This window comes from Streptomyces sp. NPDC052043, assembly GCF_044548235.1.
GTDB lineage: Bacteria > Actinomycetota > Actinomycetes > Streptomycetales > Streptomycetaceae > Streptomyces.
In genome coordinates this window covers 36,164-51,805 of the sequence record NZ_JBIUBT010000019.1, presented here as the reverse complement: position 1 = coordinate 51,805, position 15,642 = coordinate 36,164, and the positions used below count along the sequence as shown (strand labels likewise).

The 15,642-nt window shown below is 71.1% G+C and carries 16 protein-coding genes; 8 read left to right on the top strand and 8 right to left on the bottom strand.

Going from position 1 to position 15,642, the window contains the following annotated elements; genetic code table 11:
- Positions 1 to 4 precede the first annotated feature (4 nt).
- From ACIHCX_RS34475 to ACIHCX_RS34450, 6 genes are all read left to right on the top strand, one after another.
- Positions 5 to 1,270 (top strand): cytochrome P450, encoded by a 1,266-nt coding sequence (locus tag ACIHCX_RS34475; protein WP_400036645.1) that lies wholly within the window; start codon positions 5 to 7, stop codon positions 1,268 to 1,270.
- Positions 1,267 to 2,109 carry a thioesterase II family protein gene (locus ACIHCX_RS34470; protein ID WP_400036643.1) on the top strand — a complete coding sequence of 281 codons (843 nt, stop codon included), beginning with the start codon at positions 1,267 to 1,269 and terminating at the stop codon, positions 2,107 to 2,109. The genes ACIHCX_RS34475 and ACIHCX_RS34470 overlap by 4 nt, the downstream gene beginning before the upstream one ends.
- An 88-nt stretch (positions 2,110 to 2,197) precedes the next feature.
- On the top strand, positions 2,198 to 2,926 hold the full coding sequence (locus tag ACIHCX_RS34465) for a class I SAM-dependent methyltransferase (RefSeq protein WP_400036641.1): 729 nt from the start codon (positions 2,198 to 2,200) through the stop codon (positions 2,924 to 2,926).
- Entirely contained in the window at positions 2,923 to 4,809 is a 1,887-nt protein-coding gene (locus ACIHCX_RS34460) for an ABC transporter ATP-binding protein (protein ID WP_400036639.1), read from the top strand. Before ACIHCX_RS34465 ends, ACIHCX_RS34460 begins: the two co-directional genes overlap by 4 nt.
- Positions 4,806 to 6,563, top strand: a complete 1,758-nt coding sequence (locus ACIHCX_RS34455; protein ID WP_400036637.1) for an ABC transporter ATP-binding protein — start codon at positions 4,806 to 4,808, stop codon at positions 6,561 to 6,563. The genes ACIHCX_RS34460 and ACIHCX_RS34455 overlap by 4 nt, the downstream gene beginning before the upstream one ends.
- Positions 6,564 to 6,621: 58 nt before the next feature.
- Positions 6,622 to 8,019 carry a salicylate synthase gene (locus tag ACIHCX_RS34450; RefSeq protein ID WP_400036635.1) on the top strand — a complete coding sequence of 466 codons (1,398 nt, stop codon included), beginning with the start codon at positions 6,622 to 6,624 and terminating at the stop codon, positions 8,017 to 8,019.
- A gap of 94 nt (positions 8,020 to 8,113) precedes the next feature.
- On the opposite strand, the gene ACIHCX_RS34445 is transcribed toward ACIHCX_RS34450, so the two are convergent.
- The 5 genes from ACIHCX_RS34445 to ACIHCX_RS34425 all read right to left on the bottom strand — a co-directional run bounded on the left by ACIHCX_RS34445 (position 8,114) and on the right by ACIHCX_RS34425 (position 12,182).
- Entirely contained in the window at positions 8,114 to 8,995 is an 882-nt protein-coding gene (locus tag ACIHCX_RS34445; protein ID WP_400036633.1) for a metal ABC transporter permease, read from the bottom strand.
- Positions 8,992 to 9,861, bottom strand: a complete 870-nt coding sequence (locus tag ACIHCX_RS34440) for a metal ABC transporter ATP-binding protein (RefSeq protein ID WP_400036631.1) — start codon at positions 9,859 to 9,861, stop codon at positions 8,992 to 8,994. Before ACIHCX_RS34440 ends, ACIHCX_RS34445 begins: the two co-directional genes overlap by 4 nt.
- An 11-nt stretch (positions 9,862 to 9,872) precedes the next feature.
- Positions 9,873 to 10,814 carry a metal ABC transporter solute-binding protein, Zn/Mn family gene (locus ACIHCX_RS34435; RefSeq protein ID WP_400036629.1) on the bottom strand — a complete coding sequence of 314 codons (942 nt, stop codon included), beginning with the start codon at positions 10,812 to 10,814 and terminating at the stop codon, positions 9,873 to 9,875.
- A 108-nt stretch (positions 10,815 to 10,922) separates the two neighbouring features.
- On the bottom strand, positions 10,923 to 11,375 hold the full coding sequence (locus ACIHCX_RS34430) for a Fur family transcriptional regulator (protein WP_400036627.1): 453 nt from the start codon (positions 11,373 to 11,375) through the stop codon (positions 10,923 to 10,925).
- A gap of 69 nt (positions 11,376 to 11,444) precedes the next feature.
- A complete protein-coding gene (locus ACIHCX_RS34425; RefSeq protein WP_400036625.1) occupies positions 11,445 to 12,182 on the bottom strand; it encodes an alpha/beta hydrolase in 738 nt (245 codons plus the stop codon).
- A gap of 172 nt (positions 12,183 to 12,354) precedes the next feature.
- Here ACIHCX_RS34425 and ACIHCX_RS34420 point away from each other — a divergent pair, with 172 nt between their 5' ends.
- Entirely contained in the window at positions 12,355 to 13,050 is a 696-nt protein-coding gene (locus ACIHCX_RS34420; RefSeq protein WP_400036623.1) for an MFS transporter, read from the top strand.
- Entirely contained in the window at positions 12,987 to 13,619 is a 633-nt protein-coding gene (locus ACIHCX_RS34415) for an MFS transporter (protein ID WP_400036786.1), read from the top strand. Before ACIHCX_RS34420 ends, ACIHCX_RS34415 begins: the two co-directional genes overlap by 64 nt.
- A gap of 26 nt (positions 13,620 to 13,645) precedes the next feature.
- Here the strand turns inward: ACIHCX_RS34415 and ACIHCX_RS34410 are convergent, their stop codons facing one another.
- The 3 genes from ACIHCX_RS34410 to ACIHCX_RS34400 form a co-directional block, all read right to left on the bottom strand.
- Entirely contained in the window at positions 13,646 to 14,368 is a 723-nt protein-coding gene (locus ACIHCX_RS34410; protein ID WP_400036621.1) for a class I SAM-dependent methyltransferase, read from the bottom strand.
- 75 nt (positions 14,369 to 14,443) lie between these two features.
- Positions 14,444 to 14,638 (bottom strand): hypothetical protein, encoded by a 195-nt coding sequence (locus tag ACIHCX_RS34405; RefSeq protein ID WP_400036619.1) that lies wholly within the window; start codon positions 14,636 to 14,638, stop codon positions 14,444 to 14,446.
- A 133-nt stretch (positions 14,639 to 14,771) separates the two neighbouring features.
- Positions 14,772 to 15,572 carry an IclR family transcriptional regulator gene (locus ACIHCX_RS34400; RefSeq protein WP_400036617.1) on the bottom strand — a complete coding sequence of 267 codons (801 nt, stop codon included), beginning with the start codon at positions 15,570 to 15,572 and terminating at the stop codon, positions 14,772 to 14,774.
- Between the last annotated feature and the right edge of the window lie 70 nt (positions 15,573 to 15,642).

Below are 15,642 nucleotides of genomic sequence, written 5' to 3'. Positions count from 1 at the left end.
ATCCATGAGAAACCCCGCGCCCACGACGGCGCCCGCCACCCCCGACGAGCCCACCACCGGCGCCGCACCGGGCCCCGCCGCCCCGCCCCGCGACTTCCCGATCCGGCGCGGCTGCCCCTTCGCCGCACCCGAGGAATACGGGACGCTGCGCACCGAGGACCCGGTCGCCCGCGTCACCCTGCCGACCCAGCGGGAGGCCTGGGTGGTGACCCGCTACGACGACGTACGCGAACTGCTCTCCGACCCGCGCGTCAGCGCGGACATCCGCCGTCCCAACTTCCCCGCGCTCGGCGAGGGCGAGCAGGAGGCCGGGGCCAGGTTCCGGCCCTTCATCCGCACCGACGCCCCCGAGCACACCAAGTACCGGCGGATGCTCCTGCCGGCGTTCACCGTGCGCCGGGTCCGCGCGATGCGGCCCGCCGTGCAGGCACGCGTGGACGAGATCCTGGACGGCATGCTGGCCGCCGGCGGCCCGGTGGACTTCGTGTCCGCGTACGCCAACGCCGTCTCCACCTCGGTGATCTGCGAACTGCTCGGCATACCCCGCGAGAACCTGGAGTTCTTCCGGGACGTCACGCGGGTCTCCGGTTCGCGCCACAGCACCGCCGAACAGGTCTCCGAAGCCCTCGGCGGCCTCTTCGGCCTGCTCGCCGGGCTGGTCGCCGAGCGGCGGGAGGAACCCCGCGACGACCTGATCTCCCAGCTCGTCACCGACCATCTGCTCACCGGCAACGTGACGACGGATCAGCTGCTGTCCACCCTCGGCATCACGATCAACGCCGGCCGTGAGACCACCACCAGCATGATCGCCCTGAGCACCCTGCTCCTCCTGGACCAGCCGGAGCTGATGGAGGAACTGCGCCGCGACAGCTCCTTGATGCCCGCCGCCGTCGACGAACTCCTGCGCGTCCTGTCCGTCGCCGACTCCATTCCGCTGCGCGTCGCCGCCGAGGACATCGAGCTGTCCGGCCGGACCGTCCCCGCCGACGACGGTGTCATCGCCCTCCTCGCCGGGGCCAACCACGACCCCGAGCAGTTCGACGACCCGGAGCGGGTCGACTTCCACCGCTCCGACAACCACCACGTCGCCTTCGGCTACGGCGTGCACCAGTGCATCGGGCAGCACCTGGCGCGGCTGGAGCTGGAGGTCGCCCTGGAGACGCTCATCCGCCGCGTCCCCACGCTCCGCCTCGCGGGGGACCGGGACCAGGTCGCCTTCAAGCACGACTCGGCCACCTTCGGCCTCGAAGAGCTGAAGGTGACGTGGTGACCACCCTCTACTCGCCGAACGCCCCCTACCCGCCGCACGCCTCCGCCCGCGCCGACAGCCCCTGGATCAGGACGTGGAGCGAGGGGTCCGCGTCCCGGCTCACGCTGATCTGCCTGCCGCACGCGGGCGGCAGCGCGGGCTTCTACCGGCCCTGGGCGGCCCTGATGCCCCCCGAGGTCGAACTCGTCGGCATCCAGTACCCGGGTCGCGAGGACCGCTTCGACGACCCGGCCAGCGCCGACATGGGCGAGTTGGTGACCGCGGTGGCGGATGCCGTCCTGCCGCTGCTCGACCGGCCGTACGCCCTCTTCGGGCACAGCATGGGCTCCGCCGTGGCCTGGGAACTGGCCCACGAGCTGGACCGCCGCGGAGCCCCCGGCCCGCGCCGCCTCTTCGCGTCGGGCCGGGCCGCACCCGGCACGGTGGTGACCGGGCAACTGCACCGCCAGGACGACGACGTGCTATGCGCGGAACTGGGCCGGCTCGGCGGCACCAGCCGTGAGGTTCTCGACGATCCCGGGCTGCGCTCCCTGATCCTCACGGCCGTGCGCCACGACTACCGGATCATCGAGACCCACCGGCCGCAGGACCGGCCCCCGCTGTCCTGTCCGATGCACGTGCTGACCGGCAGCGCCGACCCGGAACTCGGCGAGGAACGCAGCCGCCACCGGGCCGGCGGCTGGGCGGACCTCACCACCGCCCGTACCGAGGTACGCGTCTTCCCCGGCGACCACTTCTATCTCACCCCGCAACGCCGTGAGGTGGTCGCCACCGTCCTGCGCAGGATGGACCCCTCGCTGGCGACGGGCGGCCGCCGCACCTGGCCGAGCACCCCGTGAACCCCCACCGCCCGGCCGCCCACCGCCCGGCCGCCCGCACCCGGCCCGCCACGTCCGCCCCTTCGGCCGCCCCCGCCTGGAGACCGTCTTGATCGACTACTACTCGACCTCGGCCGAGTTCTACGAGCTGGTCGCCACCCGCCACACCGCCAGCAGCGGCCCGCCGCTGACCCGTGTCCTCGCGGGCCTGGACGTGTCGCACGGCCCGGTCCTGGAGATCGGCGCGGGCACCGGACGGGTGACCGAGGTCATCGCCGCCGCGCTGCCCGAGGCGGAGATCCTCGCGGCCGAGCCGTCGGCCACCATGCGCGCCATGCTCACCTCCCGGGTCGCCCGCGACCCGGACCTGCGGCGCCGGGTGACGGTGGTCGACGGCGCCGCCCAGGACCTCGTCATGCCCGAACGGCTCTCCGCCGTCGTCATCTTCGGCGTGGCCGGTCATCTCACCGTCCCCGAACGCGTGGCGCTGTGGAAACGGCTCGCGGCCCGGCTGCCGGACGGGGCGCCCATCGTCGTGGAACTGATGGGGGTCTCCGCACCCCGCGTCATCCCCCCGGTGATGTCCCTCAGGGAGACCATCGGACGCCAGACGTACGAGTGGTGGATCGGCGGCGAACCCACCGAGGGCGACGCCATGCGGTTCACCACGACCTGGAAGGTCCTGCGCGACCGCCACACCGTGCGCGAGGTCGCCGACAGCTACGACTGGCACACCTTCGACGTCGCGCAGTTGGCCCGCGAAGCCGGCATGACCAGCCGCCGCATCACCGAGGCGGGCGGCAGGCCCATCCCCGAAATCGGAGTACTCGTCAAGTGAAGTCACAACCGTCCGAGTCCGGACCGGACTCGGTGTCCCGAGACCCGGCAGCCCCCGGCGCGGGCACCGAGGCGCCTCCGCGCCCGCTCCGCGCCCTGGCCGAGCCCGTCCGGGGCCGACTGGCCGTCGCCGTCGGCCTCCAGACCGTCGCGGCCCTCGCCGGAGTAATGCCGTTCATCGCCGTCTCCCGGATCGCCGACCGTCTCACCGGGGGGTCCCCCGCCGACGGCGACGCCCTGTGGCCGCTGGTCACGCTGGCCTGCGCGGCGGGCCTGCTCGCCCTGGCCTGCGGCACGGCGGCCGGCGCCCTCGCCCACGTCGCCGACAACGACCTCCAACTCACCCTCCGCCGCCGCCTCGCCCGGCACATCGGGCGGCTGCCGCTCGGCCGGCTCACCGACCGGGGCACCGGCGAGGTCAAGCAGGCGGTGCAGGACGACGTGAGCGCGCTGCACACCCTGTTCGCCCACACCCTGCTCGACGTCGTCGCCGTGCTCACCGCCCCGGTGCTGGCACTGGCCTACCTGTTCACGGTCGACTGGCGCCTCGCCCTGGTCAGCGTCGTGCCCCTGCTGCTCGGCGTGTTCCTGTTCAGCCGCGCCATGGCGGGTGCGGCGGCGCAGATGGCCGAGTTCGGCGCCGCGCTGGGGCGGATCTCCGCCGCCGCCGTGGAGTTCGCGGCCGGCATCGCCGTGTTCAAGAGCTTCGGCCGCGGACGCAAGGCACACGAGCGTTTCGTCGACGCGACCGAGGGCTTCGCCGACTTCTTCTCCCGCTGGGTCCGTACCACCCTGGTCAGCTCCACCGCCGCCGTGCTGGTGGTCGCCCCGGCCGTGGTCCTGCTGCTCCTGTCCGTGGTGGGCGCGGTGTTCGTCACCCAGGACTGGACGACCGGCGCGGAACTCGTCCCCTTCCTGCTGCTCGGCCCCGCCGTCGCCGCCCCCATGGGCGTCGTCGGCCCCCGCATCCAGCAGATCCGGGCCGGTCAGGCCGCTGCCGTACGCATCACGGAGCTGCTGCACACCCCGACGCTCCCCGAGCCCGCGACCCCCGCCCTGCCCGACGGGCACCACGTGTCGATGCGCGGGGTCTCCTTCTCCTACGACGGGCAGAACGACGTCCTCAGCGGTGTCGACCTCGACCTCGCGCCCGGCACGGTCACCGCGCTGGTCGGACCGTCCGGCTCGGGCAAGTCCACCCTGGCGTCGCTGCTGCTCCGCTTCCACGACGTCACGGCCGGCACGGTGACCCTCGGCGGCGCCGACCTCCGCGAGATCCCCGCGACCGAGCTGTACCGCCGGGTCGGCTTCGTCCTCCAGGACGTACGGCTGCTGCGGGCGAGCGTCGCCGACAACATCCGCCTGGGCCGCCCCGACGCCAGTGACGAGGAGGTCGAGCGGTGCGCCCGCGCCGCCCGCATCCACGACCGCATCATGGCCCTGCCCGACGGCTACGCGACCGAACTCGGCACGGCCGTGACCCTGTCCGGCGGCGAGGCACAACGCCTGTCCATCGCACGGGCGTTGCTCGCCGACGCCCCCGTCCTGGTGCTCGACGAGGCGACCGCGTACGCCGACCCGCACTCCGAGGCACTGATCCAGGACGCGCTGTCCGAGCTCGCGGCCGGCCGCACCCTGCTCGTCATCGCCCACCGCCTGTCGACCGTCCGCTCCGCCGACCGGATCGTGGTGCTGGAGGACGGACGCATCACCGAACAGGGCCGCCACGACGACCTGCTGGCCGTCCGGGGCCGCTACGCCGCGCTGTGGCAGGCCCAGCGGACCGCGGAGCCGGACCCGGCCGACGGCGTTCCCCGCCGACTGCCCGCCCCCACGGCCGCGGACCGGGCGGCGGACTACATCCGAGAGGGAAGTGCACGATGATCCGTCAGCTCTACCGTGTCCTGGGGCCGGAGGGCTCCCGCCCGCTGAACCGGCTGCTCGTCCTCCAGTGCGGCGCGGCCGCACTCCAGGGCGTGACCTTCGCCCTCCTGGTGCCCGTCCTGCGGGACCTGCTCGGCACGCACCCCGACGACGTATGGCCCTGGCTGTCGGCGTTCGTCGCCTGCGCGCTCGCCTACGCCATTCTCCAGGGGGCGGCCATCAGCGGCGGGTTCACGGTCGGCTCCCAGCTCTCCCGGGTGCTCCACCGCCGTATGGCGGACCAGGCGCTGCGCCTGCCCCTCGGCTGGTTCACCGCCGGTCGCACGGCCGAGTTCAGCAGGCTCGCCGGACAGAACGTCATCCAGGTGATGAGCACGCCGGCCCACCTGCTGCGCCCGTTCATCAGCTCCCTCCTCACCCCGGCGACGCTGGTGATCGCCACCTTCTTCTTCGACGTCCGCACCGCCCTGGTGCTGCTGGTCTGCGCGCCCCTGCTGTTCGCCGTCCAGCTGGCGAGCACGGCGGTGATGCGCCGACTCGACCTCGGCCGTGACGCCGCGATCGGCGAGTCCGCCGACCGGGTCCTTGAGTACGCGCGCAACCAGCCGGTACTGCGGGCGTTCGGCCGCACCGCGGAGGGCTACGGGGCGCTGGACGACGCCCTGGTGGCCGAAGCGCGCGCGGACCGGCGGCTCATCGCGCGGGGCCTGCCAGGACTGGTCTCCTTCTCGTTCGCCACCCGGCTCGTGTTCGCCCTGCTGCTCGCGCTGGGCGTGTCCTGGCAGCTCGACGGATCGCTCACCGTGCCCACCCTGCTGGCGCTGCTGGTGCTGCTGGTCCGGCTGATCGACAGCGTGTCGTCCGCCGCCGAGGCCGGCGCGGGCATGCGTATCGCCCGCAACACCCTGGAACGGCTCGGCGCGGTCCTCGACGAACCGCCCTTCCCTCAGCCCGCCGAGCCGAAGACGCCCCGTGACGCGAGTGTGGAGTTCACCGGGGTCGGCTTCCGCTACGACGGCGGCCCGGCGGACGGGGCGGCCACGCGACCGGTCCTGAACGACGTGACCTTCCGCCTGCCCGAGCGCAGCATGACGGCCCTGGTCGGACCCTCCGGCGCGGGCAAGACCACGATCGCCGGGCTGCTCGCCCGCTTCCGGGACACCACCGAGGGCACCGTCCGCATCGGCGGCGTCGACGTCCGCGAGATCGCCGCCGACCACCTGGCGGCCCACGTCTCCCTCGTGTTCCAGGACGTCTACCTCTTCGACGGCACGATCGAGGAGAACGTCCGTATCGCCGCCCCCGACGCGGGCCCCGTCGAACTGGCCGAGGCCGCGGCCCTGTCCGGACTTGACCGCGTGATCGAGGAACTGCCCGACGGATGGGACACGAAGGTGGGGGAGGGCGGCGCGCGACTGTCCGGCGGACAGCGCCAGCGCGTGTCCATCGCCCGCGCCCTGCTCAAGGACGCCCCGATCCTCGTCCTCGACGAGGCCACCGCCGCCCTTGACCAGGAGAACGAGGCGCTGTTCGCCGAGGCCGTGCGCACCTTGGCCGACCGCAGGACCCTGCTGGTCATCGCGCACCGGCTGAGCACCGTCGTGAGCGCCGACCAGATCCTCGTCCTGGAGGACGGCGAGATCACCGAACGGGGCACGCACGACGACCTGGTCGCGGCGGGCGGCACGTACGCCGCCTTCTGGGAACGGCGGGCCCGGGCCCACGGCTGGCGACTGGAGGCGGCACCGTCCTGACCCCTCACCCGGCACCAGCGATCAAACGGACCCAGCAGCAGAGAGAAGGCACGACACGATGAGCACCGGATCCCGGAACACCTGGGAGGCATGGGCGAGGTCCGTTCCCCCGCTCGCGTGCGCGAGTACCCGGGAGCCCTGCCGCGACCCGGCGGCCACCGCGACCCACCTCGCACAGGCGCGACTCGCCGACCAGTACATGGTGTACGAGGCACAGGACGGCGTCTGGCACTTCGCGGCGGGCTCCGCCGTGAGCGTCACCGCGAACGCCACCGGCATCACCGCGCAGTCCGCCGGGCGGACCTGGACCTCGCGCACCGACCGGAAACCGCTGACGGCGTTCGCCGGCGCCCTGTCCGCCCTGCGCGACGCGGGCGGCGAAGGACGCCACTTCTACGGCTGGGCGGCCTTCGAACTCGCCCATCTCCTCCACGCGGACCCGGAGACGGCCGGGGACCAGCCCCTGCTGCACGCGCTGATCCCCGCCGTCGAGGTGACCCTCACCAGCGACCGGACCGTGGTCCGCGCGGTGGACGAGGCCTGGGCACGCAAGGTCGCCGACCTGCTCGCGGAGCCCCCGGCGGGACGGACCGCCCCCGACGAGCCGACGCCGGAGAGAACAGAAGGCGTCATCGCGACCGGCACCGACGCCTACGGCCGGGCGGTGTCCCGCACGGTCGAAGACATCCACGCGGGGCTCCTGGAGAAGGCCGTGGTCTCCCGTAAGGTCCCGCTGCCCGCCGAGCCCCGCCCGGACTTCCCCGCGACCTATCTCGCGGGCCGCCGGGCCAACACGCCGGCGCGTTCCTACTTGCTGGACCTCGGCGGCTACCGGGCGGCCGGGTTCAGCCCCGAGACGGTTCTGGAAGTCGGGGAGGACGGACGCGTCAGCACCCAGCCGCTCGCGGGCACCCGCGCACGGGGTGCCGACCCGGCGGAGAACGAGCGCCGGCGCGCGGAACTGCTCAGCGACCCCAAGGAGATACACGAACACGCCGTGTCCGTACGCCTCGCCTGGGACGAGATGGCTGCCGTGTGCCGCCCCGGCTCGGTCGTGGCCGAGGAGTTCATGGCGGTCCGCCCGCGCGGGTCGGTGCAGCACCTGGCCTCGCGGCTGACGGGCCGACTGCGGCCGGACGCCGGACCGTGGGACGCCTTCGCCGCCCTCTTCCCCGCGATCACCGCCACCGGCGTCTCCAAACGCGCCGCGCTCCAGGCCCTGGCCCGCCACGAGGACGGGCCGCGGGGCCTGTACGGCGGCGCGGTGTTCCGGGGCGACACCAACGGCGCTCTGGACGCCGCCCTCGTCCTGCGCACCCTCATCGGCGCGGGGACCGAGGCGTGGCTGCGGGCGGGCGCCGGCGTCACCGCGCAGTCAAGCCCCGAGCGGGAGATCGAGGAGACCTGCGAGAAACTGCGCAGCGTCGCTCCGTACCTCAGGTTCGCCGAGGACTGAGCCGGCATCTGCTCGCAGGCGGCGGTGGTCAGTCCGGCGGAATGACCACCGAGCGGAGTTGACCACCGCCGCCCAAGAAGCCCGTGACCGGCGGTCAGGCGGGCTGCGGAGCTGCGGCTCGGGCACCCCACCGCCGGGCACGGTAGGTGCCGGCGCATCGGCAGACCACGTAGATGCCGAACGAGATGGTGGTGACGTAGGGGCTGATGGGGATGGAGCTGCCCAGGGCCAGCAGGATGCCCCCCTCGATCGAGGCCACGGCGAAGACCACGCTGAGCAGGGGGAGCAGGACCGGCGAGGCGGTGACGCGGGACGCGGCCGCGGCGGGGGTCACGACCAGGGTGAGGACCAGCAGTGCACCCACGACCTGCACGGAGAGGGCCACCGCGAGACCGAGCACGATCATGAAGGCGAACGAGAGCCCACGTACCGGCACCCCTCGCGCCGCGGCCACGTCCGGGTCGGCGCTGGCGAAGGTCAGCGGACGCCACATCATCACCAGCGCGGCGAGAACCACCGCGGAGGTTCCGAGCAGCCAGGCCGTCTGCGGGGCGTCCACGGCGACGATCTGGCCGGTCAGCAGACCGAACTTGTTGGCCGCCCGGCCCTTGTAGAGGGCGAGGAACAGCACGCCGAGACCCAGGCCGAACGGCATGAGGATGCCGATGGCCGAGTTGCGATCGCGCGCCCGTGTTCCCAGGACCGCGATCACCGCGCCCGCGAGCAGTGAGCCCACGATGGAGCCGGCGACGATGTTCGCCCCCAGCAGCAGCGCGGCCGAGGCACCGGCGAAGGACAGCTCGCTGATGCCGTGGACCGCGAAGGGCAGGTCACGCATGATGACGAAGACCCCGGCCAGGCCGCCGACCAGGCCGAGCGCCGCGCCGGCGATGAGGGAGTTCCGCACCAGGGCGAGTAGCTCGCCGTAGTTCTCGAAGCTGAAGATCTGCTGCCAGATCCCGTCGGCGAACGTCATGGACGTACTCCTTCCCTCTCGTCGGTGTGGTGGGGTGGGGCGGCAGCCTCGTCGGGTGTGCCGACGACCACGACGCGGCCGCGCACCCGGACGACGTCGACCTGGGTGCCGTAGAGCCGGGACAGGGACTCGGAGGTGAGCACCTCGTCCGGAGGACCGACGCGGTGGCCGCCGGGTGCCAGGTAGAGGACGCGGTCGACGAGGTCGAGCACGGGGTTGATCTCGTGGGTGACGAAGACGACCGCCGTGTCGTGGGAGCGGCGGCGGGCGTCGACCAGTCCGGTGATCGCCCGCTGGTGGTGCAGGTCGAGCGAGGTCAGCGGTTCGTCGCAGAGCAGGATGCGGGGGTCGGTGGCCAACGCCTGGCCTATGCGTACGCGTTGGCGTTCGCCGCCGGACAGCATGCCGAGGGGGACATCGGCGTAGGCGGAGGCGCCCACCGCCTCCAGCACCTCGTTCACCCGGCGGCGGACGGCGGCCCGGCGCCGCCCCGGTCCGAACCGGTGCCCGTCGATGCCGAAGCGGACCAGGTCGCGGGCGCGCAGGAGCGCCTGGGCGGACAGTTCCGCCTGCTGGGGGATGTAGCCGATGTGCCGGGCGGCCTCGCGCGGTGCGCGGTCGAGGACGGTCAGCGTTCCGGCGGAGAGCGGCTGCCGGCCCAGCAGGGCCCGCACCAGGCTGCTCTTGCCCGAGCCGTTCGGCCCGAGCACGGCCAGGAACTCGCCCGGCCGCACGTCGAGATCGAGGTTCTGCCACACCGTGCGCTCGCCATAGGACAGGGCGGCGCCGCGCAGCCCGATCACCGGGGCGGAGCCGGCGCCCCGGTGATCGGTGCTGCCCCGGCGGGCCTGGGGTACGGAGGCCATGCCGTGCTGTCTCACTTGTCCAACGCGGTTGCCAGCGCTTCGACGTTGGCGGTCATCCAGCTGAGGTAGTCCTTGCCCTCGGGCAGGGTCTCGGTGACGGGGACGACGGGGATGCCCGCCGCCTTGGCCGCGTTCTTGACCTTCTCGGTCTGCGCCCCGGAGGTCTGCGCGTTGTAGACGAGCGCCTTGACCTGCTTGCCGCTGTACAGCTCCAGGGTCTCCTGAAGGATCTTGGGGGAGACGTCGTTGCCTTCCTCGACGGCCTCGCTGAACTCGTCGGGGGTCTTGTTCACCAGCCCGCTCGCCTCGGTCAGGTACAGCGGCACGGGCTCGGTGATGCCGATGCCCTCGCCACCGTGCGCCTTCTTGATGTCCGCCTCCTTCGCCTCCAGCCCGGCGAGCTTCTCCTTGAACGTCTCGGCGTTCTTGGTGAAGGCGGCGGCGTCCGCGGGGTCGGCCTTGCCGAGAGCGGCGGCGATCCGGTCGGCGATCTTCGCGACGGTCGGGAAGTCGTACCAGACGTGCTCGTTCAGCTCGCCGCCCTTGGGGGCGGCCTTGCCGGAGACCTTCACCGCGTTGATGAGTTCGGCGGAGGAGTTGTTGCTGCTCTTGAGCATGCGGTCGATGAAGTCGTCGTAGCCGCCGCCGTTCTCGATGACGACCTTGGCCTGGGAAAGGGCCAGCTGGTTCTGGGTGTTGGCCTCGTAGGAGTGCGGGTCCTGGTCGGGGTCGCTGATGATCGACGTGACGTCGACCTTGCCGCCGCCTATCTGCTCGGCGATGTCGCCGTAGACGTCGGTGGAGGCGACCACCTTGACCTTCGGCGAAGAGGCGGCGCCCTGCGCGGTGCTGCCGTCACTGCCGGAGTCGGACGACGAGGTGCCGCAGCCCGCCAGGAGAGCCAGGGATGCGCCGGTGATCAGCGCCAGGCGCCGGGACGGGGACGTGGGCATGGGATTCCTCCAGGACATACGGGAACGGCTGCTTCCCCCCGACGCTAGATGAAAATGAATGTCACCATCATAGCGAGCTTGTTTAATATGGAAATCGTTTCCAAGTCTTTATGTCGTCCGTGCGTGCGGCGCCTGCCCCTCGGGCCTGCTCCGGCAGTGGCCGCAGATCCCCGTCAGCTCGACGATGTGCTCGATCTCGGCGAAGCCGGTGGCCGCGGCCATGTCGTCGGCCCAGCGCTCGACGGCTTCCGCCTCCACGGCCAGGCTGAGATTGCAGCTCCGGCAGACGAGATAGTGGCGGTGGCCGTCCGGCGGGCGGAGTCGGTACAGGCGCTCGCCGCTCTGTTCTCGTACGACGTCCACGTGCCGGTCCCGCTCCAGCCTCCGCAGGGTCCGGTACACCGTGGTCAGTCCTACCGCGACGCCGTCGGCGGCCAGCGCCGCGTGCAGCTCCCGTGCGGACATGAAGTCGCGGCAGGCGAGCAGCGCCCGCAGAACGGCGGCACGCTGCCGCGTCGACCGCCAGGCCGACGGGAGCCCGCCGGTCGGCGTGCCGTCCATGTCGCCTGCCTTCCGCGGGGGTTCGGGAATGATCCGCTGCGCAAGGCTAGTTGAAAATGAATTCCATGACTACTGTCGCAAAGCCGGAGGCGCTGCTCCCTGCCGGGAGGAAGTCCGGACGGCCTCCGGTACATCGCGCCTGCGCGGGGTGTCGGTGGCGAGCAGTTCCTGCAGGAGTTCAACGATGAGATCGGGCTGTCCTACGAACGGGGAGTGGCCCGTCCGCCACTCGCGCACGTCGGTGCAGCGTGAGGCCATCTTCCGCTGCAGGCCCGGGTCGATGGCCCGGTCCCGTCCACAGACGACGTAGGTGGAGGGAGTGTGCTTCCAGCTGTGGCGCTCCGGGACTCCTCGCCCGCAGCCGGGGGCTTGCGCACGCAGCAGGCCGACTGCCCAGGCGGCGAGAGGTTCGGGACAGTCGCCGTAGAGGGCGCCGACAGCCCGGTCGGGGTGCAGACTGGTCGAGCCGTCGGGCTCGGGGCTGATCGCGTCCTGGAGCTGCGGAGATGCCCCACGCAGACCGGCCGCGCTCTCGCCGACGTCCAGCACGAAGGCCGCCAGGTAGACCAGGTGTCCCGCTCCGCGCACCCCGGTGATCACTGACCCGCCGTAGGAGTGACCGAGCACAATCGGGGGCTCCTGCAGCGCGTCGACGGCAGCCTGGACCACGGCTGTGTCAGCGGGCAATGAACCTCGATGGAGCTCGGGAACGACAACCTCGGCTCCCGCGGTCCGCAAGCGTTCTGCCACCACGGCGAAGTGCTCGGGACAGTGATACAGGCCGTGAACGAGCACCACGGCGGCCAATGCGCCCGCCTCCTCAGGTCGGCGTCAAGTCAGTGAATCACGCCCTGAGTACCTGGTTCTGGTCTCAGCTCCGAGACGCGTTCGGTGATGTCCTGATCATGGGGGTTGATTGGTCCGAGTCACTACGCTGAGCGGCTTCACACCTCGGGAGGTTCGGTTGGTACGGCGGAGCATGCTCGGGCAGGACTTCCGGCGGCTGTGGGGCGCCTACGCGGTCAGCGCCGCGGGCAGTGCCGTCGGCATGGGGGCGTTGCCGTTGGTCGCCCTCCTGGTGCTGGGTTCCTCTGCGTTCCAGGTGTCTGTGCTCGCTGCGTTGTCCGCAGTGGCCAGTGGGGTGATTGCTCTGCCGCTCGGTGTGCGTATCGAGCACCAGTACAAGCGGCCGGTCATGATCACCGCCGATCTGGCCCGCTGCGTGGTGCTGGCGAGCGTTCCGGTCGCCATGGCTTTCGGCGGGCTCACCTTCACCCAGCTGTGTATCGTCGGCGTTCTCCAGACGGCTGCGTCTGTCGCGTTCGGCGCGGCGAGTGGCGCGCATCTGAAGGCACTTGTCCGGCCCGAGCACCGCCTTCGTGCCAACAGCCTGTTCGAGACGACCAACTGGATCAGCGTCAGCGCCGGCCCGCCCGTGGGCGGGCTTCTGATCGGGGCATTGGGTGCGGCCGCCACGATGGTGGTCGACGCGCTGTCCTTCCTCGGGTCGGCCCTGGGCATCCGTCGCATCCGGCAGCCTGAACCCGCGCCACCGGCACACGCCGGCACCTCTCACCTGGGCCGCGACACGCTGCCGGTTGGCAGTTCCTCCTGCGGCACCCAGGACTGCGGCCGCTGTTCTTCAACGCGCTGCTCTTTGGCGGATCCGTCATGATGGCATCGCCGCTGATGGCCGTTCTCATGCTGGATGACCTGGGGTTGGCACCGTGGCAGTACGGACTCGCCCTGGGACTGCCGTGCCTGGGCGGCGTGCTGGGCTCACGCCTGACCCCGCTGCTTACGCAGCGATTCGGGCAGCGTCGCATTCTGCTGCTGGCCGGCGTTGCGCGCACGCTCTGGACGATTCTGCTGCCACTGACGCCCTCCGGTGCTCTCGGCGTGGTCGTCATCGTGGCCGTCGACTTCGGCCTGCTCTTCTCCGCCGGGGTCTTCAACCCGTCGTTCACCACGTATCGGATGGCGGCCACACCGGACGCGTTCATGTCCCGCGTCGGCACCTTCTGGTCCGTCGGCGCGAAGACATGCCAGGCCGCCTTCGTGATCGCTGGTGGCCTCATTGCCGCCGCAGCGGGGGTGCGCGGTGCCCTGCTCATCTCTGGCTTGCTGTGTGTGGCCAGCGTGCTGCTCCTGCCCTGGCGGAAGGAACGCATCTCCACGGGGAATGTTCCGGCGCCCACGACGGAAGCTGTTCCGTCTCCGGCCACGGATAGTCCCTCCGCGTAGCGGTTCGAGTAGTTGTCGGTGCAGGATCACGCTCGACGCACGTCGAAGAGCATGAAGGGTGGCAGTCCGGAGCGTTGGGGTTGGGCTGCAACGACACGAGGGTCTGGTGTCGGCTCGTCGACGGCTGCGATTTTGAAGCCGTTGCGCATCAGTGCGGTGATATAGGTGGAGAGCCTCCGGTGCTGGTTTCCGGCTCGACGGGCGCCGTTGGGGTTGCTTGATCGCCAGAAGCCTTCGGTGAGGTAGTCGCCGACGACTCTGCGCATGGTTCCGTCTCCGGCCTGCGCCCACGTGGCGTGTGGCGCCTCGAAACAGGGGTGCGGGACCGTGAAGATGAGGGCGCCACCAGGGTTGAGGACCCGGTGGACAGCAGCGAGTGCGGCATCGAGGTCAGGCACGTTGTTCAGCGAGAGCCCGGCGGTCACCCACTCGACGGAGGCAGTGGCGACCGTGGCCAGTGTGCATCCGTCGTCGACTGAGAAGACCGCTCCGGTGGGCTGGCTCTTCTCGGTGCTCCGAGCGTGCTCGATCATCCGGGGCGACGGGTCGATACCCCATACCGTCGCTCCGCGAGCAGCCACAGCACGGGCGATGATGCCCTCTCCGCACCCGAGGTCGAGAACACGTTGCCCGCGAAGGAGCTCAGGGAGATAGCTGAGCAAACTGTCGCGGCTGAAGTCGTGCAGGGCAGATCCGGAACGCACGAGCTCCGCATACCAGTCGGCGATGGTGTCCCAGGACTCAGTCATCAAAGCACAGACGCTACTCGACAACGTCTGATCGCACCATCGACTCAGAGGCGTACGGGTACGATCGTCGGTCCGCTAGGGGAACATCTGCCTCTTGAGCATCTTGATGCAGTTGACGTGCCCTTCCATGACTCCGGAGTTCCAGGGGAGAGTGAGCCCGGCGATGACGGCGTCGCGGTCTCGGTCGATGCCGGCGGCGAGGGTGTGGATGCTGGGCCGAACAGCGGCGAGCCAGTCGTGGAGCCGCTCCCCTCGACGCTCGGTGAGCATCTGGGCGAAGGACCGGACGTGGCCGCTGAGAGCGTCAAGCCAGGGGCATTGGGAAGGAGGTTGCGGTGGACCCGCTGGCCGAGTTCAGGTCCTGTGGTTGCGATCGTGGACGCTCACGGGGCCTGCCGCTCCCTCACTGGTGTGGTTCACGCCAGTCGACGTCACGGGACGGTAGCGGCAGGAGAGTCTCGATCTTTGCGCGGACCTCGCGCATGACGGCGATGATGCGGTGTTCGTGTTCCTCGGTGAGGCGGGAGGTCGGTACCGAGCAGCTGATGGCGTCGGTGGCAGGGGTGTCGTAGCGCAGGGCGAAGCCGAAGCCGGTGATGCCGGTGACGGTTTCCTCGTGGTCGATGGAGTAGCCACGTTCTCGCACCTCGGCCAGGTCGGCCAGCAGTGACGTCCGAGTGGTGAGCGTGTTCGGAGTGTAGGCCGACAACAGGTCCTCGGGTAGCGGGAGTTCGTCGTCCGGGCGCTCGGCGAGCAGGGCCTTGCCCAGCGCGCCGACGTGTGCGGGGACCCGGCGGCCGACCCTGCTGATCGTCCTCAGGTACTCGTGGGATTCCCTGGTCGCCAGGTAGACGACGTCCGCGCCGTCCAGCCGGGCCAGGTGGATGGTTTCACCCAGGGCGTCCGACGCCTCGTCGAGATGAGGGCGGACCAGGCGGACGCGCTTGTCGCTGTCCAGATAGCTGGTGCCGGTCAGCAGCGCCCGGATGCCGATGCCGTACAGCGATCCGGTGGTGTCGGTGCGGACCCAGCCGTGCTCGACGAGGGTCTGGAGCAGTGCGTACATACTGCTGCGGGGCACGCCCAGTTCCTCGGAGAGCTCACGCAGCCGCGCCGGGCGGTCACCCCTTGCGGCCAGCAGTTCCAGCAGTGCGACGGTTCGGACCGCCGACTTCACTTCGGGTACGCCCCCACTCTGCGCCATGTCGCGATCCTAAGCCCGTCGGTGCAGAGCCCTTGACCTCAACTGTCCATGTACCTAGCCTCCGTCTTCA

Bases quoted from the DNA above. Each gene is read 5' to 3' on its own strand.
- ACIHCX_RS34450 (WP_400036635.1), top strand. From the start codon at position 6,622: ATGAGCACCGGATCCCGGAACACCTGGGAGGCATGGGCGAGGTCCGTT.
- ACIHCX_RS34455 (WP_400036637.1), top strand. From the start codon at position 4,806: ATGATCCGTCAGCTCTACCGTGTCCTGGGGCCGGAGGGCTCCCGCCCG.
- ACIHCX_RS34475 (WP_400036645.1), top strand. From the start codon at position 5: ATGAGAAACCCCGCGCCCACGACGGCGCCCGCCACCCCCGACGAGCCC.
- ACIHCX_RS34410 (WP_400036621.1), bottom strand. From the start codon at position 14,368: ATGACTGAGTCCTGGGACACCATCGCCGACTGGTATGCGGAGCTCGTG.
- ACIHCX_RS34430 (WP_400036627.1), bottom strand. From the start codon at position 11,375: ATGGACGGCACGCCGACCGGCGGGCTCCCGTCGGCCTGGCGGTCGACG.
- ACIHCX_RS34445 (WP_400036633.1), bottom strand. From the start codon at position 8,995: ATGACGTTCGCCGACGGGATCTGGCAGCAGATCTTCAGCTTCGAGAAC.
- ACIHCX_RS34405 (WP_400036619.1), bottom strand. From the start codon at position 14,638: ATGCTCACCGAGCGTCGAGGGGAGCGGCTCCACGACTGGCTCGCCGCT.
- ACIHCX_RS34435 (WP_400036629.1), bottom strand. From the start codon at position 10,814: ATGCCCACGTCCCCGTCCCGGCGCCTGGCGCTGATCACCGGCGCATCC.
- ACIHCX_RS34440 (WP_400036631.1), bottom strand. From the start codon at position 9,861: ATGGCCTCCGTACCCCAGGCCCGCCGGGGCAGCACCGATCACCGGGGC.
- ACIHCX_RS34420 (WP_400036623.1), top strand. From the start codon at position 12,355: ATGCTCGGGCAGGACTTCCGGCGGCTGTGGGGCGCCTACGCGGTCAGC.
- ACIHCX_RS34400 (WP_400036617.1), bottom strand. From the start codon at position 15,572: ATGGCGCAGAGTGGGGGCGTACCCGAAGTGAAGTCGGCGGTCCGAACC.